Annotated in this window: 16 protein-coding genes; 13 read left to right on the forward strand and 3 right to left on the reverse strand. The window is 47.0% G+C overall.

All coding sequences use genetic code 11. The features are described 5' to 3' along the window. Positions 1-20: 20 nt before the first annotated feature. Both rsmD and coaD read left to right on the forward strand, forming a co-directional pair. Complete coding sequence (gene rsmD / locus MHH76_RS08480) at positions 21-587, forward strand: 16S rRNA (guanine(966)-N(2))-methyltransferase RsmD (RefSeq protein ID WP_020451284.1); 567 nt, start codon at positions 21-23, stop codon at positions 585-587. Further along, complete coding sequence (coaD, locus tag MHH76_RS08485; RefSeq protein ID WP_020451285.1) at positions 580-1074, forward strand: pantetheine-phosphate adenylyltransferase; 495 nt, start codon at positions 580-582, stop codon at positions 1072-1074. The genes rsmD and coaD overlap by 8 nt, the downstream gene beginning before the upstream one ends. 8 nt (positions 1075-1082) lie before the next feature. On the opposite strand, the gene ylbJ is transcribed toward coaD, so the two are convergent. After that, positions 1083-2303: a sporulation integral membrane protein YlbJ gene (gene ylbJ / locus MHH76_RS08490; protein ID WP_020451286.1), complete on the reverse strand. Its 1221-nt coding sequence runs from the start codon at positions 2301-2303 to the stop codon at positions 1083-1085. Positions 2304-2625: 322 nt separating this feature from the next. On the opposite strand from ylbJ, the gene MHH76_RS08495 reads away from it, so the two are divergent. Beyond that, the gene (locus tag MHH76_RS08495; protein ID WP_020451287.1) at positions 2626-3648 is read left to right on the forward strand and encodes a SepM family pheromone-processing serine protease; all 1023 of its coding nucleotides are present in this window, start codon (positions 2626-2628) and stop codon (positions 3646-3648) included. Positions 3649-3667: 19 nt separating this feature from the next. On the opposite strand, the gene MHH76_RS08500 is transcribed toward MHH76_RS08495, so the two are convergent. Continuing rightward, on the reverse strand, positions 3668-4918 hold the full coding sequence (locus tag MHH76_RS08500; protein ID WP_020451288.1) for a nucleotidyltransferase: 1251 nt from the start codon (positions 4916-4918) through the stop codon (positions 3668-3670). A 217-nt stretch (positions 4919-5135) separates the two neighbouring features. On the opposite strand from MHH76_RS08500, the gene MHH76_RS08505 reads away from it, so the two are divergent. The 3 genes from MHH76_RS08505 to gerR all read left to right on the forward strand — a co-directional run bounded on the left by MHH76_RS08505 (position 5136) and on the right by gerR (position 6602). Continuing rightward, complete coding sequence (locus tag MHH76_RS08505; RefSeq protein ID WP_020451289.1) at positions 5136-5651, forward strand: DUF177 domain-containing protein; 516 nt, start codon at positions 5136-5138, stop codon at positions 5649-5651. Between the two features lie 23 nt (positions 5652-5674). After that, positions 5675-5848: a 50S ribosomal protein L32 gene (rpmF, locus tag MHH76_RS08510; protein WP_003181522.1), complete on the forward strand. Its 174-nt coding sequence runs from the start codon at positions 5675-5677 to the stop codon at positions 5846-5848. Positions 5849-5996: 148 nt separating this feature from the next. Further along, the gene (gene gerR, locus MHH76_RS08515) at positions 5997-6602 is read left to right on the forward strand and encodes a sporulation-specific transcriptional regulator GerR (protein WP_020451290.1); all 606 of its coding nucleotides are present in this window, start codon (positions 5997-5999) and stop codon (positions 6600-6602) included. A 36-nt stretch (positions 6603-6638) separates the two neighbouring features. Here the strand turns inward: gerR and MHH76_RS08520 are convergent, their stop codons facing one another. Continuing rightward, positions 6639-7118 carry an N-acetyltransferase gene (locus tag MHH76_RS08520; protein ID WP_020451291.1) on the reverse strand — a complete coding sequence of 160 codons (480 nt, stop codon included), beginning with the start codon at positions 7116-7118 and terminating at the stop codon, positions 6639-6641. A 182-nt stretch (positions 7119-7300) separates the two neighbouring features. Between MHH76_RS08520 and MHH76_RS08525 the strand changes: the two genes are divergently transcribed. The 7 genes from MHH76_RS08525 (at position 7301) to MHH76_RS08555 (ending at position 16052) form a co-directional block, all read left to right on the forward strand. After that, a complete protein-coding gene (locus MHH76_RS08525) occupies positions 7301-8188 on the forward strand; it encodes a 2-dehydropantoate 2-reductase (protein ID WP_026579764.1) in 888 nt (295 codons plus the stop codon). Between the two features lie 78 nt (positions 8189-8266). Further along, positions 8267-9883 carry a bacillithiol biosynthesis cysteine-adding enzyme BshC gene (gene bshC, locus MHH76_RS08530; protein WP_020451293.1) on the forward strand — a complete coding sequence of 539 codons (1617 nt, stop codon included), beginning with the start codon at positions 8267-8269 and terminating at the stop codon, positions 9881-9883. 125 nt (positions 9884-10008) lie between these two features. Then, positions 10009-10440 carry a division/cell wall cluster transcriptional repressor MraZ gene (gene mraZ / locus MHH76_RS08535; protein ID WP_009328555.1) on the forward strand — a complete coding sequence of 144 codons (432 nt, stop codon included), beginning with the start codon at positions 10009-10011 and terminating at the stop codon, positions 10438-10440. Positions 10441-10506: 66 nt separating this feature from the next. Then, positions 10507-11445 carry a 16S rRNA (cytosine(1402)-N(4))-methyltransferase RsmH gene (rsmH, locus tag MHH76_RS08540; protein WP_020451294.1) on the forward strand — a complete coding sequence of 313 codons (939 nt, stop codon included), beginning with the start codon at positions 10507-10509 and terminating at the stop codon, positions 11443-11445. A 31-nt stretch (positions 11446-11476) separates the two neighbouring features. Next, positions 11477-11830, forward strand: a complete 354-nt coding sequence (gene ftsL / locus MHH76_RS08545) for a cell division protein FtsL (RefSeq protein WP_020451295.1) — start codon at positions 11477-11479, stop codon at positions 11828-11830. A 6-nt stretch (positions 11831-11836) separates the two neighbouring features. Beyond that, entirely contained in the window at positions 11837-13972 is a 2136-nt protein-coding gene (locus tag MHH76_RS08550) for a penicillin-binding protein (RefSeq protein WP_020451296.1), read from the forward strand. A gap of 145 nt (positions 13973-14117) precedes the next feature. Beyond that, positions 14118-16052: a stage V sporulation protein D gene (locus MHH76_RS08555; protein ID WP_020451297.1), complete on the forward strand. Its 1935-nt coding sequence runs from the start codon at positions 14118-14120 to the stop codon at positions 16050-16052. Positions 16053-16063: the final 11 nt, after the last annotated feature.

Raw genomic sequence — 16063 nt, forward strand, 5'->3', positions numbered from 1 at the left:
TAAGAAAAAGTGGTGGAAGTATGAGAGTGATTTCTGGGACGTATAAGGGACGTGCCTTAAAAGCGGTTCCCGGCACGTCGACAAGGCCGACGACTGATAAAGTAAAGGAATCCATCTTTAATATGATCGGCCCGTATTTTGAAGGCGGCACGGGTCTTGATCTGTACGCGGGAAGCGGCGGATTGGGGATTGAAGCGCTGTCGCGGGGGTTTGACCGCTTCATTTTTGTCGACCGTGATTTTAAAGCGATTCAAACCGTAAAAGGCAATTTGAAAACACTGGGCTTGGAAAAACGGGCCGAGGTATACAGGAATGACGCTGAACGGGCTCTCCATGCGCTGGTGAAAAGGGGCGCAAGCTTTGACGCCGTCTTTTTGGACCCGCCATATCGAGAACAAAAGCTGGAAGCGCTTTTATCGAAGATTGATGAAGCGGATATGCTGACTGACAGAGGTTTTATTGTAGCTGAGCATGGGAAGGAAGTTATCCTTCCGACCGAGGCGGGCGGACTTCAGCTTGCCCGTCAGGAAATATACGGCTTAACAGGCGTGACCATATACAGAAAGAGAGGGAATGGGGATGGCTAGCATTGCCGTTTGTCCCGGAAGTTTTGATCCGGTGACTTTTGGACATTTGGATATCATCAGGCGCGGGGCGAAAGTGTTTGACAAAGTGTATGTATGCGTCTTGAACAATTCTTCGAAAAAGCCGCTGTTTACGGTGGAAGAACGCTGTGGGCTGCTTCGCGAAGTGACGAAGGATATCCCGAATGTGCAAGTGGAATCTTTCCAGGGGCTATTGATTGATTATGCAAAGAGCAAGCAGGCGAACGTCATCCTGCGAGGGCTTAGAGCGGTATCTGACTTTGAATACGAGATGCAGGGAACCTCGATGAACAAAGTGCTTGATGAAAATATTGAAACGTTTTTTATGATGACGAATAACCAATACTCATTCCTTAGTTCAAGCATTGTCAAAGAAGTGGCAAAATATAAAGGTTCAGTCGCAGAACTCGTGCCGGAAGCGGTCGAGGCTGCACTTGAAAAAAAGTTTGCAAAAAATGAGCGGCCGTAACCGGCTGCTCATTTTTTAGCAGGGGCGTAAGATTTGGCATAAAGAATGCTGTAAATGAGAAGGGTGCCGATCGTAAGGAGCGGACCAATCTCTGCCAACGCGTTCCACATCTGCAGAAAGAAAGATTCCGTTTTCCCGGCCGTCAGAAAGGAGAAGGCCGGCTCCGTCGGAGAATAGAACGATGTATAAAGAGGCTTCCAAAGAATAAGAACAAAGATCGCTGCATAAATGCCCTGGAGGATGCGGGCGATAAAAAACGGCTTAAAGCGAATATCGGTTTCAGCAAGAATGCCTGCAACCTGCGCCTGAACGCAGAAGCCGCTGAAACCCAAAATAAAGCTGACAATCACCGCTTGCTGGAGAAGCGCCGCATCCGTAGCACTGACCAGTTTGCTGCCGAGCGTAATTTCAAACAATCCCGATAATAACGGTTTATCAAAATCACCGGGGAATTGAAGAGCAGTCAAAATCATTCGTGTGGCGTGCGAAAGAATGTCGGTGATGTGCATCACAGAAAGAATGTTATTAAAAACCGAAAAAAGAATGATGAAGCCGCCCACCATTAACAGCGTTTGGACAGAAGAGATGACAGCATCGCTCAAAAGTTTGCCGAGCGGCCGCTTTTCTTCAAGTCTTGCCTGATGGAGCGCTTTTAAGGCTTCTTTAATAGAAGGCAAAGGAAGCTTCTTTCGCACAGCGGTGCGGTTCTCTTCTTTTCTTCCGTAAGTACGCATCGTCAACCCGACTGCGAAATTGCCCAAATAATGGGCTGCCGCAAGCACGACGCCGAGAGAAGGATTATGGAAAAAGCCGACCGCAACGGCTCCGAAAATAAACAGCGGGTTAGATGAGTTGGTGAACGAAGCGAGCCGCTCTGCTTCGACCCGTGAAATCTGCCGCTCTTGTCTCAGCCTTGAAGTCAGTTTTGCACCGGCCGGATTTCCTGATGCCATTCCCATCGCAAGCACGAACCCTCCGACGCCGGGAACGCGGAACACCGGTCTCATGAAAGGCTCTAGCAGCAGCCCGACAAACCTGACGACACCAAATCCGATCAAGAGCTCTGATAAAATAAAAAAAGGCAAAAGGGAAGGGAATACGACCTCCCACCACATGGCAAGTCCACTTTTAGAAGCGTCAAATGATTCTTGCGGATGGGTGATGACGGCGGCTGTAAACGAAAGCAGCAAAACGGCAATCATAAGTGTCTTTACCTTTGACATGTCCATTTCTAACCCCCTTTGCGGCTGTGAATACACATTGGAAACAGGATCATGATAAAATAAACGAAAAGCTTGCCCGATTTGTGCGGAAGCCTTCTCCGTGAAACTTCTTTATCATTATACGAAGGCTGGTCCTCATTTTAGACCACCAGATTGCAGATCGGCGATACAAATGAACCGGAAGCTGCTTGAGACTTGCTGAAGCCCTTCTCCTTAATAAGCATCAATAGAAGGTATGGCATACATCTGTGAATTCATGCAGGCTGAAAATTTGGAACCGGACCGAAGATGTGAGCCGGTGAAAATAAAGATGGAGGGTTACATATACATGCTGAAAAAAAGAATTATACGCATCGCATTACTGATCGTTATCATCACGGCCGCGCTGTCATTTGTGAAGCTGCCTTATTACATCACAGAACCCGGCGAAGCGACTGAGCTGAAACCTTTAATTAAAGTTGATAACGGCTATCCTGAAAAAGGGAGCTTTTCTTTAATGACAGTGAAAGTCGGCCCTGCAAATCCGCTTACATACATGTGGGCAAAAGTGCGCCCTTATCACGAAATTCTTCCGGAAGAAAATTTCAAACAAGAAGGCGAATCTGATCAGGAATATATGAAGCGCCAGCTGCAAATGATGAGAGATTCCCAGGAAAATGCGATGATCGCCGCTTATAAGCGGGCCGGAAAAGAAGTCAGCTACACGTTTAACGGCGTATATGCCATGACGGTCGTCAGCGGCATGCCTGCAGAAGGAAAAATACAAGTCGGAGACAAAATTAAAAAAGCTGACGGAAAAACGTTCCGTTCAGCGGAGAGCTTCGTCCGCTACATCGAATCAAAAAAAGCCGGAGACCCCGTGAAAATCGTAGTTGAACGGGATAAAGAAGAAAAAACATATGAGATGAAGCTGAAAACATTTAAAGAAGATCCGAAGAGAGCCGGGCTTGGCGTATCCCTCATCACAGACCGCAATGTCAAGGTGAAGCCGGAGGTCGATATGGACATTGAAAACATCGGCGGTCCTTCGGCGGGGCTGATGATGTCAATGGAGATCTATAATCAGCTGACAAAAGAAGACGAGACGAAAGGACACCATATTGCGGGAACCGGAACGATCGATGACGAAGGCAAAGTCGGTCCGATCGGCGGCATCAGCCAGAAAGTCGTTGCCGCAGATAAGGCGGGAGCCGACATCTTTTTTGCTCCGAACGAAGGCGGAAAAAAAGGATCTAACTACGAAGAAGCGGTCAAAACGGCAAAAGATATTAAAACCGATATGAAAATCGTCCCTGTCGACACGATGGATGATGCGATTCATTATTTGGAAGATAAAGTGAAAACCGCCTGATGAGCAACATCAGGCGGTTTTATTTGCGCAAAAATATCCGGCTGTCTTCGTCATATCTGATCGGCGAAAGGGAATATTCCTGCTCTGTCAGCATCGTCCGCCCCGGCTCTTTGAGCGGGGCGCTGTATACTTGACCCGCTTTTATGTCGAGCTGAAGGGAAGGGTGGGAAAAAGATCCCGTCTTTGTAATAAGGGGTACGCTCAAGCTTTTTTTCTTTTCCGCTAAATAGGCCTGTCCTTTTTTTGTCATGCCGAGAAGTCTGATGTATGCCGGATACGGTTCGCTTAACATGCGCTTGACGTCGGCTTTCTTCGTTTTTGTGAGGATATGGGTGTTCATGCGCTGCAGCCTTGTCCATGTATAGCGCTTCGTTTTCAAAAGCTCCATGTATTCCTTAAATGAGCCTGCTTTTCGGATCGCTTTTTTGGCGCGGTGCTCAAGTCCTTCTTCCACTTCATAAATCCCTTTCAGCTCTTCTGTATCCATTGTATGGAGGCTGTATTTCAAAAAGGGGAAATAATCTTCGGGCGAGTGCCACATGCCGAAAGTCCGGGCGTATTCATCAAGCTCGTCGATCGATGGCTTTGGAAGGTAGAAGCGGCTGTTCGCGAGGCTTCCCATTTCAAAGATCGATTTGCGTATGCTTGTGGCGCTTGCGATTCGGTCCGCTTCCGGGAAGGCCGAATCGTGATAGCCCGAGGATCGGCGCTTGACGGTTTCAGGCTTCATGCTCAATTGCTTTTGCACGATGGCTTTCACATAATGGAATCCGAGTATGTTGTTCGGCTTTGAAAGGTCAACAATGTTTCTGCCGTCTCCGGTTACAGCCCGGAACGCCTTTGCCATCGCTTGCGGGTAGCTCAGCCCAAACGCTATTTGTTTTTTTGCTTCTTCGTTGAGCCCGTCTTCGTGCTCTATCGTATGTGCGGCTGTATTGAGAAACGCCTCAATATCGCCGTGCTCGCTTCCGAACAACAAAGAAGCACACCCTAACTCATTTAAAATCGCGACGGCGCCTTCAGCAAACGTTTCCGCTTTTTGAACGGCGAATATGTAAGGGAGTTCAACGACGACATCGGCATAAGATGCGAGCGCCATTTTCGTTCGCGCCCACTTTGAGACGATGGCGGGTTCGCCGCGCTGCAAAAAGGAGCCGCTCATAACGGCAACTGCCACTTCGCTCCGCGTTTCTGATTTTGCTTCCTTTATATGATATAAATGTCCGTTATGAAAAGGGTTGTATTCCACAACAAGGCCGACCGCTTTCATTTTTTCACCTCTCTTGCATCTCTTGAAATAGTTATGATACATTTACACATGGAATGTCCAGACGCCTCGCGAAAACAGCGTTTTTTCTAAGTGTATGAATTGTTGTTCACGATGTCAACGAATGAAAAGCGCAGGCGCATATCTGTAAAGAAAAAATATTGACAAAAAACATGATGAAAGCTATAATCATGTTTGTTGCTCACTCAGAGGTGATACAATGAAATGGACGATACATCAGCTGAATCAAATGCCGAAGAAAGACTTTGAATTTGATGAAACAGTTGATTTAAGCGAACTCTCTCAAAGCTCGGAAATACGCAGCATTTCACCGGTGCGGGTGAAGGGGCGCGCGGAATTCCGCTCAAAGCAGGCTGCATTTGATTTTACCATTTCAGGCGAGATGATCTTGCCTTGCTCAAGAACGCTTGTTGATGTTCGTTATCCATTCAGTATTTCTACAAAAGAACTGTTTATATTTCATAAGACCGAGGAATTGGAAGATGAAGACGTCCATATTGTTGAGGATGACCTCATCGACTTGACTCCGGTCGTGAAAGAAGAAATCCTTCTTGAGATCCCTATGCAAATCTTTTGTGAGTCTGTTCAAAAAGAAGAAGGTGCTCCGCAGGAGGGCAAGGATTGGCAGGTCATTACAGAAGATGACCGGAAAAACCGGATCGATCCGAGACTTGCCGGACTCGAGAAGCTCTTAAAACAAGATGATGAATCTTAACGCTCTTTAAGGAGGTGGGAATAATGGCTGTACCTTTTAGAAGAACTTCTAAAACGAAAAAAAGACTTCGTCGTACACACTTTAAATTGCAAGTGCCTGGTATGGTAGAATGCCCAAACTGTGGTGAGATGAAACTTTCACACCGCGTCTGCAAAGCATGTGGATCATACAAAGGAAAAGACGTAAAAAGCAACTAATCGTCAACAATGAAAAACACAAGACTTCAGGTCTTGTGTTTTTTTTATTCCCTTCATCCTTTTATTTCCTGTAAAGAAAATAGTCTATCTACTCTATCAGCCGCATATGTATGAGGTAAATTCATAAAGTCATGGAGGGGGATAACATTTGACGATTACAAGGCAGGATGCATGGACACAGGATGAAGATATATTGCTGGCTGAGGTTGTTTTAAGGCACATTCGGGAAGGCGGCACACAGCTTTCAGCCTTTGAAGAAGTGGGCAAGGCTTTAAGCAGAACGGCCGCTGCCTGCGGATTCCGCTGGAATTCCTTTGTCAGAAAGCAATACCAATCAGGTATTGAACTGGCAAAAAAGCAGCGTAAAGAGCTGCGCAAAAAAATAGGCGTCCATTCTGCGAATCTTCCTGGATCTGTCAAAACGGTTTCCGGGAGCAATGCGGAAAATCTGACGCTCGATGATGTTATTCAATACCTTGAAAAGCTGAAAGAAGCCCCTGTTCAAAAAGACTTTATAGATGAGAAGAAAAAGCTCGCTGAAGAAATCAATGAGCTGAAACAAGAAGTTGAAAAGCTGCGAAGCGAAAATCAATCGCTGAAAAAACGGCTTGAATTGACGGAAGAGGACTATAAAGCCTTGATTGAAATCATGGAGAGAGCCCGAAAAATGGTCGTTCTTCAGGAAGGCGAACGAAACAAAAAGGTGAAGCTCCAGCCGGAGCCGAATGAAAATCTCGAGCCACTTGAAAAATAGAAAACCGGCCATCCGCTTTCGGCCGGCTTTTTTCATTTAGGCTGATTCAGAACTTTGATTTGGTTCGCTCGCAGGATGCCAAACGAGCGGATTTTCCCCTTTATCCCGGGCCATATCGTATTTAACCGGTGTAAAGCCCATCTTGCTCCAAAAATCGGATGATTTGACACGCGGGCTTGTGCGAATCGGGAGTCCGAATGATTTGGCGAACTCCACCAGCATCGTACCGTAGCCGTTGCGCTGATACCCCGGCAAAACTTCAAGCTTCCAGAGCTCGAGGTAATCCTGGCCTTCTTCAAAGTATTGGTTGGTTTTTCCATCCGCTTTATACAGGCTCATTCTTGCGACGAGCCGATCCCCGTAATAGATGCCGTAAAAAGGTGAATTGCTGTCGTTTTCAATCATGTTGCTTTCAAGGTCCTCCAGCATGGAAAGCTCTTGAATCCCGTACTCCCTGAACTTTTTAAATTCTTCAAGCGTTTTGTAATTGATCAGCAAACGTTCGACTTTGACCATTATGTTACCCCCTTGTTTGTGGTCTACTTCTATTGTAAACGCTTTTTTCAAAAAATCCAAATGATAAAAATTTTCTAATATAATGAAGCGAAATGGTTCTGAATATTTGAAACAACTTACAAGTCAACGGCGAACATTTCTGCTATGATATACAGTATATGAAAAAATCAGGGTGTGAGCATGTGAAAATCGGAGTCATCGGAGGAGGCTCGGTCGGCCTCCTTTTTGCATACTATTTTTCATTCGGCCATGAAGTGACGGTGATCGCTCGGAGAAAGGAACAGGCTGAAGCGATTGAAGAAAAGGGAATCCGCCTTCTTGAAGACGAACAAGAGATGATCAGGAACGTCAGAGGCAGGACTGAACTTGATCCTGACTGCGATCTTCTTTTTGTTGCCGTAAAGGAGCATCAGCTCGGAGGCGTTCTGCCGGAACTGGAACAGGCCGCGCCTCGTGATATCATGTTCCTGCAAAATGGAATGGCCCATATTCCCGTGCTTGATAAATGGCAGACGGGCCACCGCATTTATACGGGATCTGTGGAACACGGCGCAGTCAGGGTGGATGACCGCACATTCCGGCACACGGGAAAAGGGGCCGTAAAATGGAGCGCGTTCCGAAGCCCATCCGCCTCCCGGCTGAAAAAAGAGCTCGCTTCAGTTCATGAAGCGTTCCCTTTTATTTGGTGCGAAGACTGGTATAAGACCCTCGCTGGAAAATTGATTGTCAATGCGTGCATCAATCCGCTGACGGCTCTTTTGCGGGTGGAAAACGGCGCACTGCTTGAAGAGCCGATGTATGAGGCCTATATGAAGCTCGTCTTTGAAGAAGCGAGCCGGATTTTGAAACTTGAAGACCGCCAAGCAGCATGGGACCATGTTCTTTCCGTTTGCCGCCGGACAAAAAGCAACACGTCTTCGATGCTTGCCGATGTGCTGGCCGGAAGAAAAACGGAAGCCGATGCGATCATGGGCTATTTGCTGAAGCGGGCAAAAGAGTCAGAGGAGTCTGCTCCGCACCTTACCTTTTTATATCGCAGTATCAAGGCGCTTGAAAACGAATGGAGCTAAATCTTTTGACCGAATCGCGGAACGTGCTATACTCGTTTCGGAAAGCTAACTATTTACTGGAGAAAGGAAGTTCTAAAGATGCAGCTTACTGAACTTTCCATACAAAGTCAAAACCCTTTTGTTCGAGACTATATAAATGGAAAAAAGGAGATAGAGCCGTTTTTCGATTACGGCCTGAGCAATGAAAGTTGGAGTGTCCGTTTGGATGACCTTTCCTCCCGGACGTATGACCGCGATGCTTTAGCTGACTATTTGCTCGACTATCACAGCAAATTTCAATCGGCAAGCATGAATGAAACAATCGAACGGCTTCGCGATCCGAAAAGCGTCGTCGTTGTCGGAGGGCAGCAGGCCGGCCTTTTAACAGGTCCTCTTTACACTATACATAAAATCGTATCGATCCTTGTATTTGCAAAGCAAAAAGAACAAGAGCTGAACGTTCCGGTCATTCCGGTATTCTGGGTTGCGGGGGAAGACCACGATCTGGAAGAAATCAATCACGTCTACATTTCTGACGGGGGCAAGGTGAAAAAGCACAAGCTCCCGCAGTCTCACTGGAAAAAAAGCCAGGCGTCAAAAACGGCGCTCGATGCCGAAAAAGCTGAAAAGTGGCTGGACGGGATTTTTGCCTCATTTGAAGAAACGGAGTATACGAATGATCTTCTCAGCCATTTGCGCCGATGTTTAAGGCAGTCTCTTTCCTTCACCGATTTTTTCGAATATCTTGTTGCCGGCATGTTTGAACAAGACGGACTGATCCTTCTGAATTCCGGCGACCCGGGCATCAGAGCCCTTGAAGCGCGTTTTTTCCGGCAGCTGCTGAACAGAAACGACGAGCTGACCGATTCTGTCAAACGGCAGCAGGAATTCATGCAACAACTGGGCTACACACCGATTATCGAAGGAGCCGCACAGCATGCGAACCTTTTTTATGAGCACGACGGCGAGCGCTTTTTAATCGAAAAAGAAAACGGGGCGTTTTTTATAAAAGAGCTTCACCTTCAGTGGTCTGAAGCAGAGCTTTGCGATTTGATCTGCCAAAAGCCGGAAGCGTTCAGCAATAATGTCGTAACAAGGCCGCTCATGCAGGAATACCTTCTTCCGACATTGGCGTTCATCGCCGGTCCCGGAGAGATCAATTATTGGGGCGAGCTGAAAGGCGCTTTTCAGGTTATGGGCTATAAAATGCCGCCTGTCATACCGAGGCTTCAGGTTACATTCCTTGAGCGGCACATCGAAAAAAAGCTGGGCGAGCGGGGAATCGAACTCCGTGAATCGATTGAAAAGGGAGCCCGCGCCAAAAAAGAGCAGTATTTTGAAGATAAGGTTCCGAGCGGTTTTACCGATTCGGTCAAACAGGCGAAAGAAAAAATCGAAAACATCCATTCCGCTGTGCGCGCTGAAGCCCTCGAAATCGATGGGAGCCTCGGCCCCCTTTTAGAAAAAAACTCAGGCTTCATTCAAGACCAGCTCGAATTTTTGGAGAAAACGGTTATTAAAAGGATTGAAGAAAGAGAAAACTACATTTTGCGTGATTTTGACAAAATTCAAACGAGCATCAAGCCTTTAGACGCTCCGCAGGAGAGAATTTGGAACATCGTGTATTATTTGAACAAATACGGTCCGAATTTCTTGGAAAAATACAAGGATTTGCCATATTCATTTCAAAACATGCATCAAGTTGTCAAACTTTGAAATAATTTTTTAAAAAACCCTGAGTAGTTCAGGGTTTTTTTTTGTTCTAAAACAGTGTAAAATAAATTTGTGGAGAGAAGTGGTGGATAGTGGTGAGTTGAGGAACGAAAGTGGGGGCCGAGATCATGTTTATGGGTGAATACCAGCATACGATTGATTCAAAAGGCCGCATGATCGTTCCGGCGAAATTCAGAGAAGGCCTCGGCGAGCAGTTCGTTCTGACGCGCGGGCTTGATCAGTGCCTGTTTGGCTACCCGATGTCCGAATGGAAACTCATCGAAGAAAAACTGAAGGCTCTTCCTCTTACGAAGAAAGATGCACGCGCTTTTACCCGCTTTTTTTTCTCCGGAGCCACCGAATGCGAATTGGACAAGCAGGGCCGGATCAACATTGCATCACCGCTTTTAAATTATGCAAAGCTTGAGAAGGAATGCGTGGTCATCGGAGTTTCAAATCGAATTGAATTGTGGAGCAAAGAGATTTGGGAACAATACGTAGAAGAGCAGGAAGATTCATTTGCCGAAATAGCTGAAAACATGATCGGATTTGATATATAATGAATCTTTGCGCATGCGGCGCTTCTGCAATCAGTTCATTTGAATAAAGGTGGGACTAGTAAAGAAATGTTTGAGCATACAACAGTATTATTAAAAGAAACAGTTGACGGTTTAAATGTAAAAGAAGACGGTACATATGTAGACTGTACATTAGGCGGTGCCGGTCACAGCGAATATTTGCTTTCACAGCTGTCTGAAAAAGGAAAGCTGGTCGCTTTTGACCAGGATGAAACCGCACTCCGCCACGCGAAGGAAAAACTGGCGGATCATGAAGGACAAGTCGTTTTCATAAAAAGCAATTTTCGGTATTTAAAAGACCGTCTAAACGAAATCGGCATCACGAAAGTGGACGGTGTTTTATTTGATTTAGGCGTCTCATCTCCTCAGCTGGATACACCTGAAAGGGGCTTCAGCTATCATCATGATGCACCTCTTGATATGCGAATGGACCTGTCGGCGGGCCTTTCGGCAAAGGAAGTCATCAATGAATGGCCTTATGAGGATCTCGTGAAAATCTTCTTTAAATACGGAGAAGAGAAGTTCAGCAAGCAAATCGCCAGGAAAATCGAAAAAGCAAGAGAACAATCGGCTATTGAAACAACAGGCCAGCTTGTCGATATCATCAAAGAGGCGATTCCCGCACCGGCAAGAAGAAGCGGCGGGCATCCGGCTAAACGGATCTTCCAGGCGATTCGAATTGCGGTAAACGATGAATTGAGAGTGTTTGAAGAAGCGCTTTTACAGGCGATTGAGGTACTGAAGCCGGGCGGAAGGGTATCGGTCATCACGTTCCACTCGCTGGAAGACCGGATCTGCAAATCGACATTTAAAGAGATGTCATCGCCTCCTGAACTGCCTCACGGACTGCCCGTGATCCCCAAGGAGTTTGAACCGAAATTAAAGTTAGTCAACAGAAAGCCGATCACAGCTTCTGAAGAGGAGCTTGAACACAATAACCGTGCGCGCTCAGCGAAGCTGCGCATCGCGGAAAAAGCACGAGAGTGAGCTGTACGAATTAAAAGGAGGTCATCAGTCTATGAGCAATTTGGCTTATAAAGTAGAAAAACAGCAACGACAGACAAACAGTGCAGAACAATCCGTTATCATCCGGAGAAGAGCATCGATAACGCTTGGGGAAAAGGTACTGATTGTGCTTTTTGCCCTGGCTGTACTCAGCGCTTCACTTTTTATGATTTCAAAGGCTTTTGCCGCGTATCAGACCAATATTGAAATTCAAAAGCTCGAAAAGAAGGTTGAAACGGAAAGCAGCAGAGTTGGTGACCTCGAAAAAGAAGCCGATATGCTGAAAGAGCCGGACCGTATCATGGACATCGCCCGGAAAAAAGGCCTTAAATTAGGTGATAAAAAAGTGAAAGACATACAGGAATGATGCACAATGCCGAAAAAAAATAAATTCATGAACAGAGGAGCGGCAATACTCAGTATTTGTTTTGCCCTCTTTTTCTTTGTTATCGTAGGACGATTTGCGTTTATTCAAGCGACGGGAAAAGTGAACGGCGAAGTTCTTGCACAGAAGGCGAACGAACAGTATGAGAAAAAGCGGACGATCGAAGCCCACCGGGGATCGATCCTTGACCGGAACGGAAAAGTGCTTGCCGAAGACACTTCGACATACAAGCTCGTCGCGATTATGAGCAAAAAGATGGAACCTCAATACGTGAAAAACAAGCAGCTGACGGCTGAGAAGCTTGCGCCGATTCTCGGTATGGATGAGGGGAAAGTGCTCGATATTCTCAATAAAAAAGGAGCGTTTCAGGTTGAATTCGGATCGGCGGGGCGGGATTTGACATATGCCCAAAAAGAAAAAATCGAAAAGCTGAAGCTGCCTGGCATCGTGTTCACCCGCGATACGAAGCGCTACTATCCAAACGGAATCTTCGCTTCCAATCTCATCGGCTATTCGCAGATCAACGCAAAAACAGGTGAAATGCAAGGCATGATGGGCCTTGAAAAAACGCTCAACGATTATTTGAAAGAAACGGACGGATACATGACGTACGACACCGACAGAACGGGCTGGCGCCTGCCGAACAGCAACGAAAATATTAAAGCGCCAAACAACGGAGACAACGTGTATTTGACGATCGATCAAAAAATCCAGGCGTTTTTGGAAGACAGCATGACGACCGTCCAAAAAGAATACAAGCCGAAGAAGATTATGGCGGCGGTCGTTGATCCGAAAACGGGCAAAGTGCTCGCGATGGGGCAAAGGCCGAGCTTCAACCCGAACGTGCGCGATGTCACGAACTATTACAACGACCTTGTCTCCTACAGCTTTGAGCCAGGCTCGACGATGAAGATTTTCACATTGGCGGCAGCCATCCAAGAAGGCGTATATAATGGAGGAGAACAATACAAGTCTGGATCATATTCGGTGTCTAAAAAAGATAAGCCGATTAAAGACCATAATGGCGGCAACGGCTGGGGCCCGATCACATTTAATGAAGGTGTTGAACGCTCCTCAAACGTCGCGTTTGCGATCCTTGCCAATGATAAACTCGGCACAGACCGCTTCAATCAATATTTGCGGAAGTTCCATTTTTACGACAAAACGGGCATCGACCTGCCTGGAGAAGCGAACAGCAAAATCAATTTTGAATATTTGCGTGATAAAGTATCAACTGCCTTTGGTCAAAGTTCAGCGGTCACGCCGATCCAGCAGCTTCAGGCCGCGACAGCGATCGCGAATAACGGAAAAATGATGAAGCCTTATGTCATCGATCATGTCGTTGATTCTGACAAAAACAAAACGATTTATCAAAATAAACCGGAAAAAGTCGGACAGCCGATCTCTGCCAAAACGGCAAAAGAAGTGCGCGACCTGTTGGGAAAAGTCGTCACATCTGATAAAGGGACGGGGAAGCCGTACAAGATCGAAGGATTTGATGTCGCCGGAAAAACCGGTACGGCGCAAATTGCCGGAGAAGACGGCAGATATTTGACCGGCCGCGAAAACTACGTGTTCTCCTTCATGGGCATGGCGCCGAAGGACGATCCGCAGCTTCTCGTTTATGTAGCCGTACAGCAGCCGCAATTAAAGGCTACGGAAACAGGTTCTGCTCCGGTATCAAAAATTTTCAATCCGGTGATGAAAAACAGTCTTCACTATTTAAATATCACACCGACAGAGACCAAAAAAGAAGAAAAGCAGGAAGAAAAACAGCTGGAAATGCCTGATTTCACCGGCAAACGAGCCAAATCCGCCGAAAAAGAGGCGCAAAACAGCAGCCTTGTTCCGGTTACGATCGGCGATGGCTTGGCTGTGAAAGAACAGTACCCGAAAGCGGGAGAAGCCGTCCTGCCGAATCAGAGGGTCTTCCTGAAGGCCGACGGGAAAATCACACTGCCTGATATGACGGGCTGGTCAAAGCGTGACGCTCTCCGCTTCGGCGCCATGGCAGGCATTCATATCGAAACGAGCGGCCAGGGTTATGTGAAAAGCCAAAATGTAAAAGCAGGCAAAGAATTAAAAGCCAACTCGGTCGTAAAAGTCAGATTGAAAAACGAATAGATCCCGTCTAAAAGGCTATCGGCTCAGAGTCGATAGCCTTCCGTTTGGGCGCGGCGCCTCCTGAGCATATAAAAATAAGGGCCGTTCTATCAAAACGCTCCAAGGCATAAAATGAAACAAGCCTAAATAAGGAGTGAACGGTCTCTTGCGCGTTTCCAATGTAACGGTCAGAAAACGTTTAATATTCGTTCTGCTTTTTGGTGTGATCATCTTTTTGATTATTGATACAAGGCTCGGATACGTTCAGTTCGTTCTGGGGGATAAACTGACGACATTAGCTAAAGATTCGTGGAGCCGGAACCTTCCTTTTGAGCCGGAAAGGGGCGAAATATTGGACAGGAACGGCGTCAAGCTGGCGACAAACCAAAGCGCGCCATCGGTTTTGGTTGTACCGAGGCAGGTTGAAAATCCGATCAAAACGAGCAAACTGCTGGCCAGCGTGTTGAATATGTCGGAAGAAAAAGCGTACAAACATGTCACGAAAAAAACGTCAATTGAAAGGATTAATCCCGAGGGCCGGAAAATTTCCCATGAGAAAGCAAAAGAAGTCAGAGATCTCAACTTGAAAGGCGTATACATTGCAGAAGATTCGATCCGCCATTACCCGTTCGGCAGCTATCTGTCCCATGTGCTCGGATTCGCGGGCATTGACAACCAGGGTCTGCTTGGCCTCGAAGCTTTTTATGACAAAGAGTTGAAAGGTGAAAAGGGCTATGTGAAATTTTATTCTGATGCAAAAGGCAAGAGGATGCCGGGGGAGGCGGATGACTATACACCGCCGAAAGACGGGCTTGATATGAAGCTGACGATTGATTCAAAGGTGCAGACGATTATGGAGCGGGAGTTTGATATCGCAGAAGCGAAGTATAACCCGGACGGAATGGTCGGTGTTGCGATGAACCCGAAAAACGGGGAGATATTGGCGATGGTCAGCCGGCCGGACTTTGACCCCGCAAACTACAAATCAATCGATCCTAAAGTCTATAATCGGAACTTGCCTGTATGGAGCACATATGAGCCCGGTTCGACTTTTAAAATCATCACGCTTGCCGCAGCTTTGGAAGAGAACAAAGTCAACCTCCAAAAAGATCACTTCTATGATAAGGGTTCCGTTGAAGTGGACGGCGCAAGGCTGAAATGCTGGAAGCGCGGCGGACACGGCGCACAATCGTTTCTTGAAGTCGTCCAAAATTCGTGCAACCCGGGATTTGTTGAGCTTGGTCAGCGGCTCGGCAAAGAAAAACTGTTCAGCTACATTAAAAATTTCGGCTTCGGACAAAAAACCGGGATCGATCTACAAGGCGAAGGAACGGGCATCTTATTCCCGCTTGACCGCGTCGGTCCTGTAGAGCAGGCGACAACCGCTTTCGGCCAGGGGGTATCGGTGACACCGATCCAGCAGGTCGCAGCTGTTTCTGCAGCTGTCAACGGCGGAACGCTGTATACGCCGTATATTGCCAAAGAGTGGATTGATCCCGTAACAAAACAAACAGTGAAAAAACAGACGCCGATCGCCAAAAGAAAAGTGATTTCTGAAGAGGCATCGAAACAGATCCGGTACGCGCTGGAGAGCGTTGTCGCCCAGGGGACGGGGCGGAACGCTTTTGTCGACGGCTACCGGGTGGGCGGCAAAACCGGTACGGCGCAAAAAGTCAAGGACGGGAAATATTTAAAAAACAATCACATCGTCTCGTTTATCGGAACGGCTCCTTCAGATGATCCGAGCATCGTCGTTTACGTCGCCGTCGACAATCCGAAAGGCACGATTCAATTCGGGGGTACAGTTGCAGCGCCGATCGTCGGAAACATCATGAGAGACAGCCTTCCACAGCTCGGCGTTAAGAAGCGGAAAGATCAGATTGAACGCAAATATCAATGGCTGGACAAAAAGCTGATCGAGGTCCCGAACCTTATAGGGCTTTCCGTGACAGAGCTTGAACCATTGCTGATCAACCTCAGGCTGAAAGCTTCCGGAAAAGGCGATGTCGTCGTTCAGCAGTCCCCTAAGCCGGGCGAAAAAGTAAAAGAAGGATCGACCATTCGCATTTACCTTGACAATAAAGACGGAGCCTCTGATTAATTCGGATCATG

The organism is Bacillus sp. FSL L8-0193 (genome assembly GCF_037976065.1).
In the GTDB taxonomy this organism is placed as follows: domain Bacteria; phylum Bacillota; class Bacilli; order Bacillales; family Bacillaceae; genus Bacillus; species Bacillus paralicheniformis.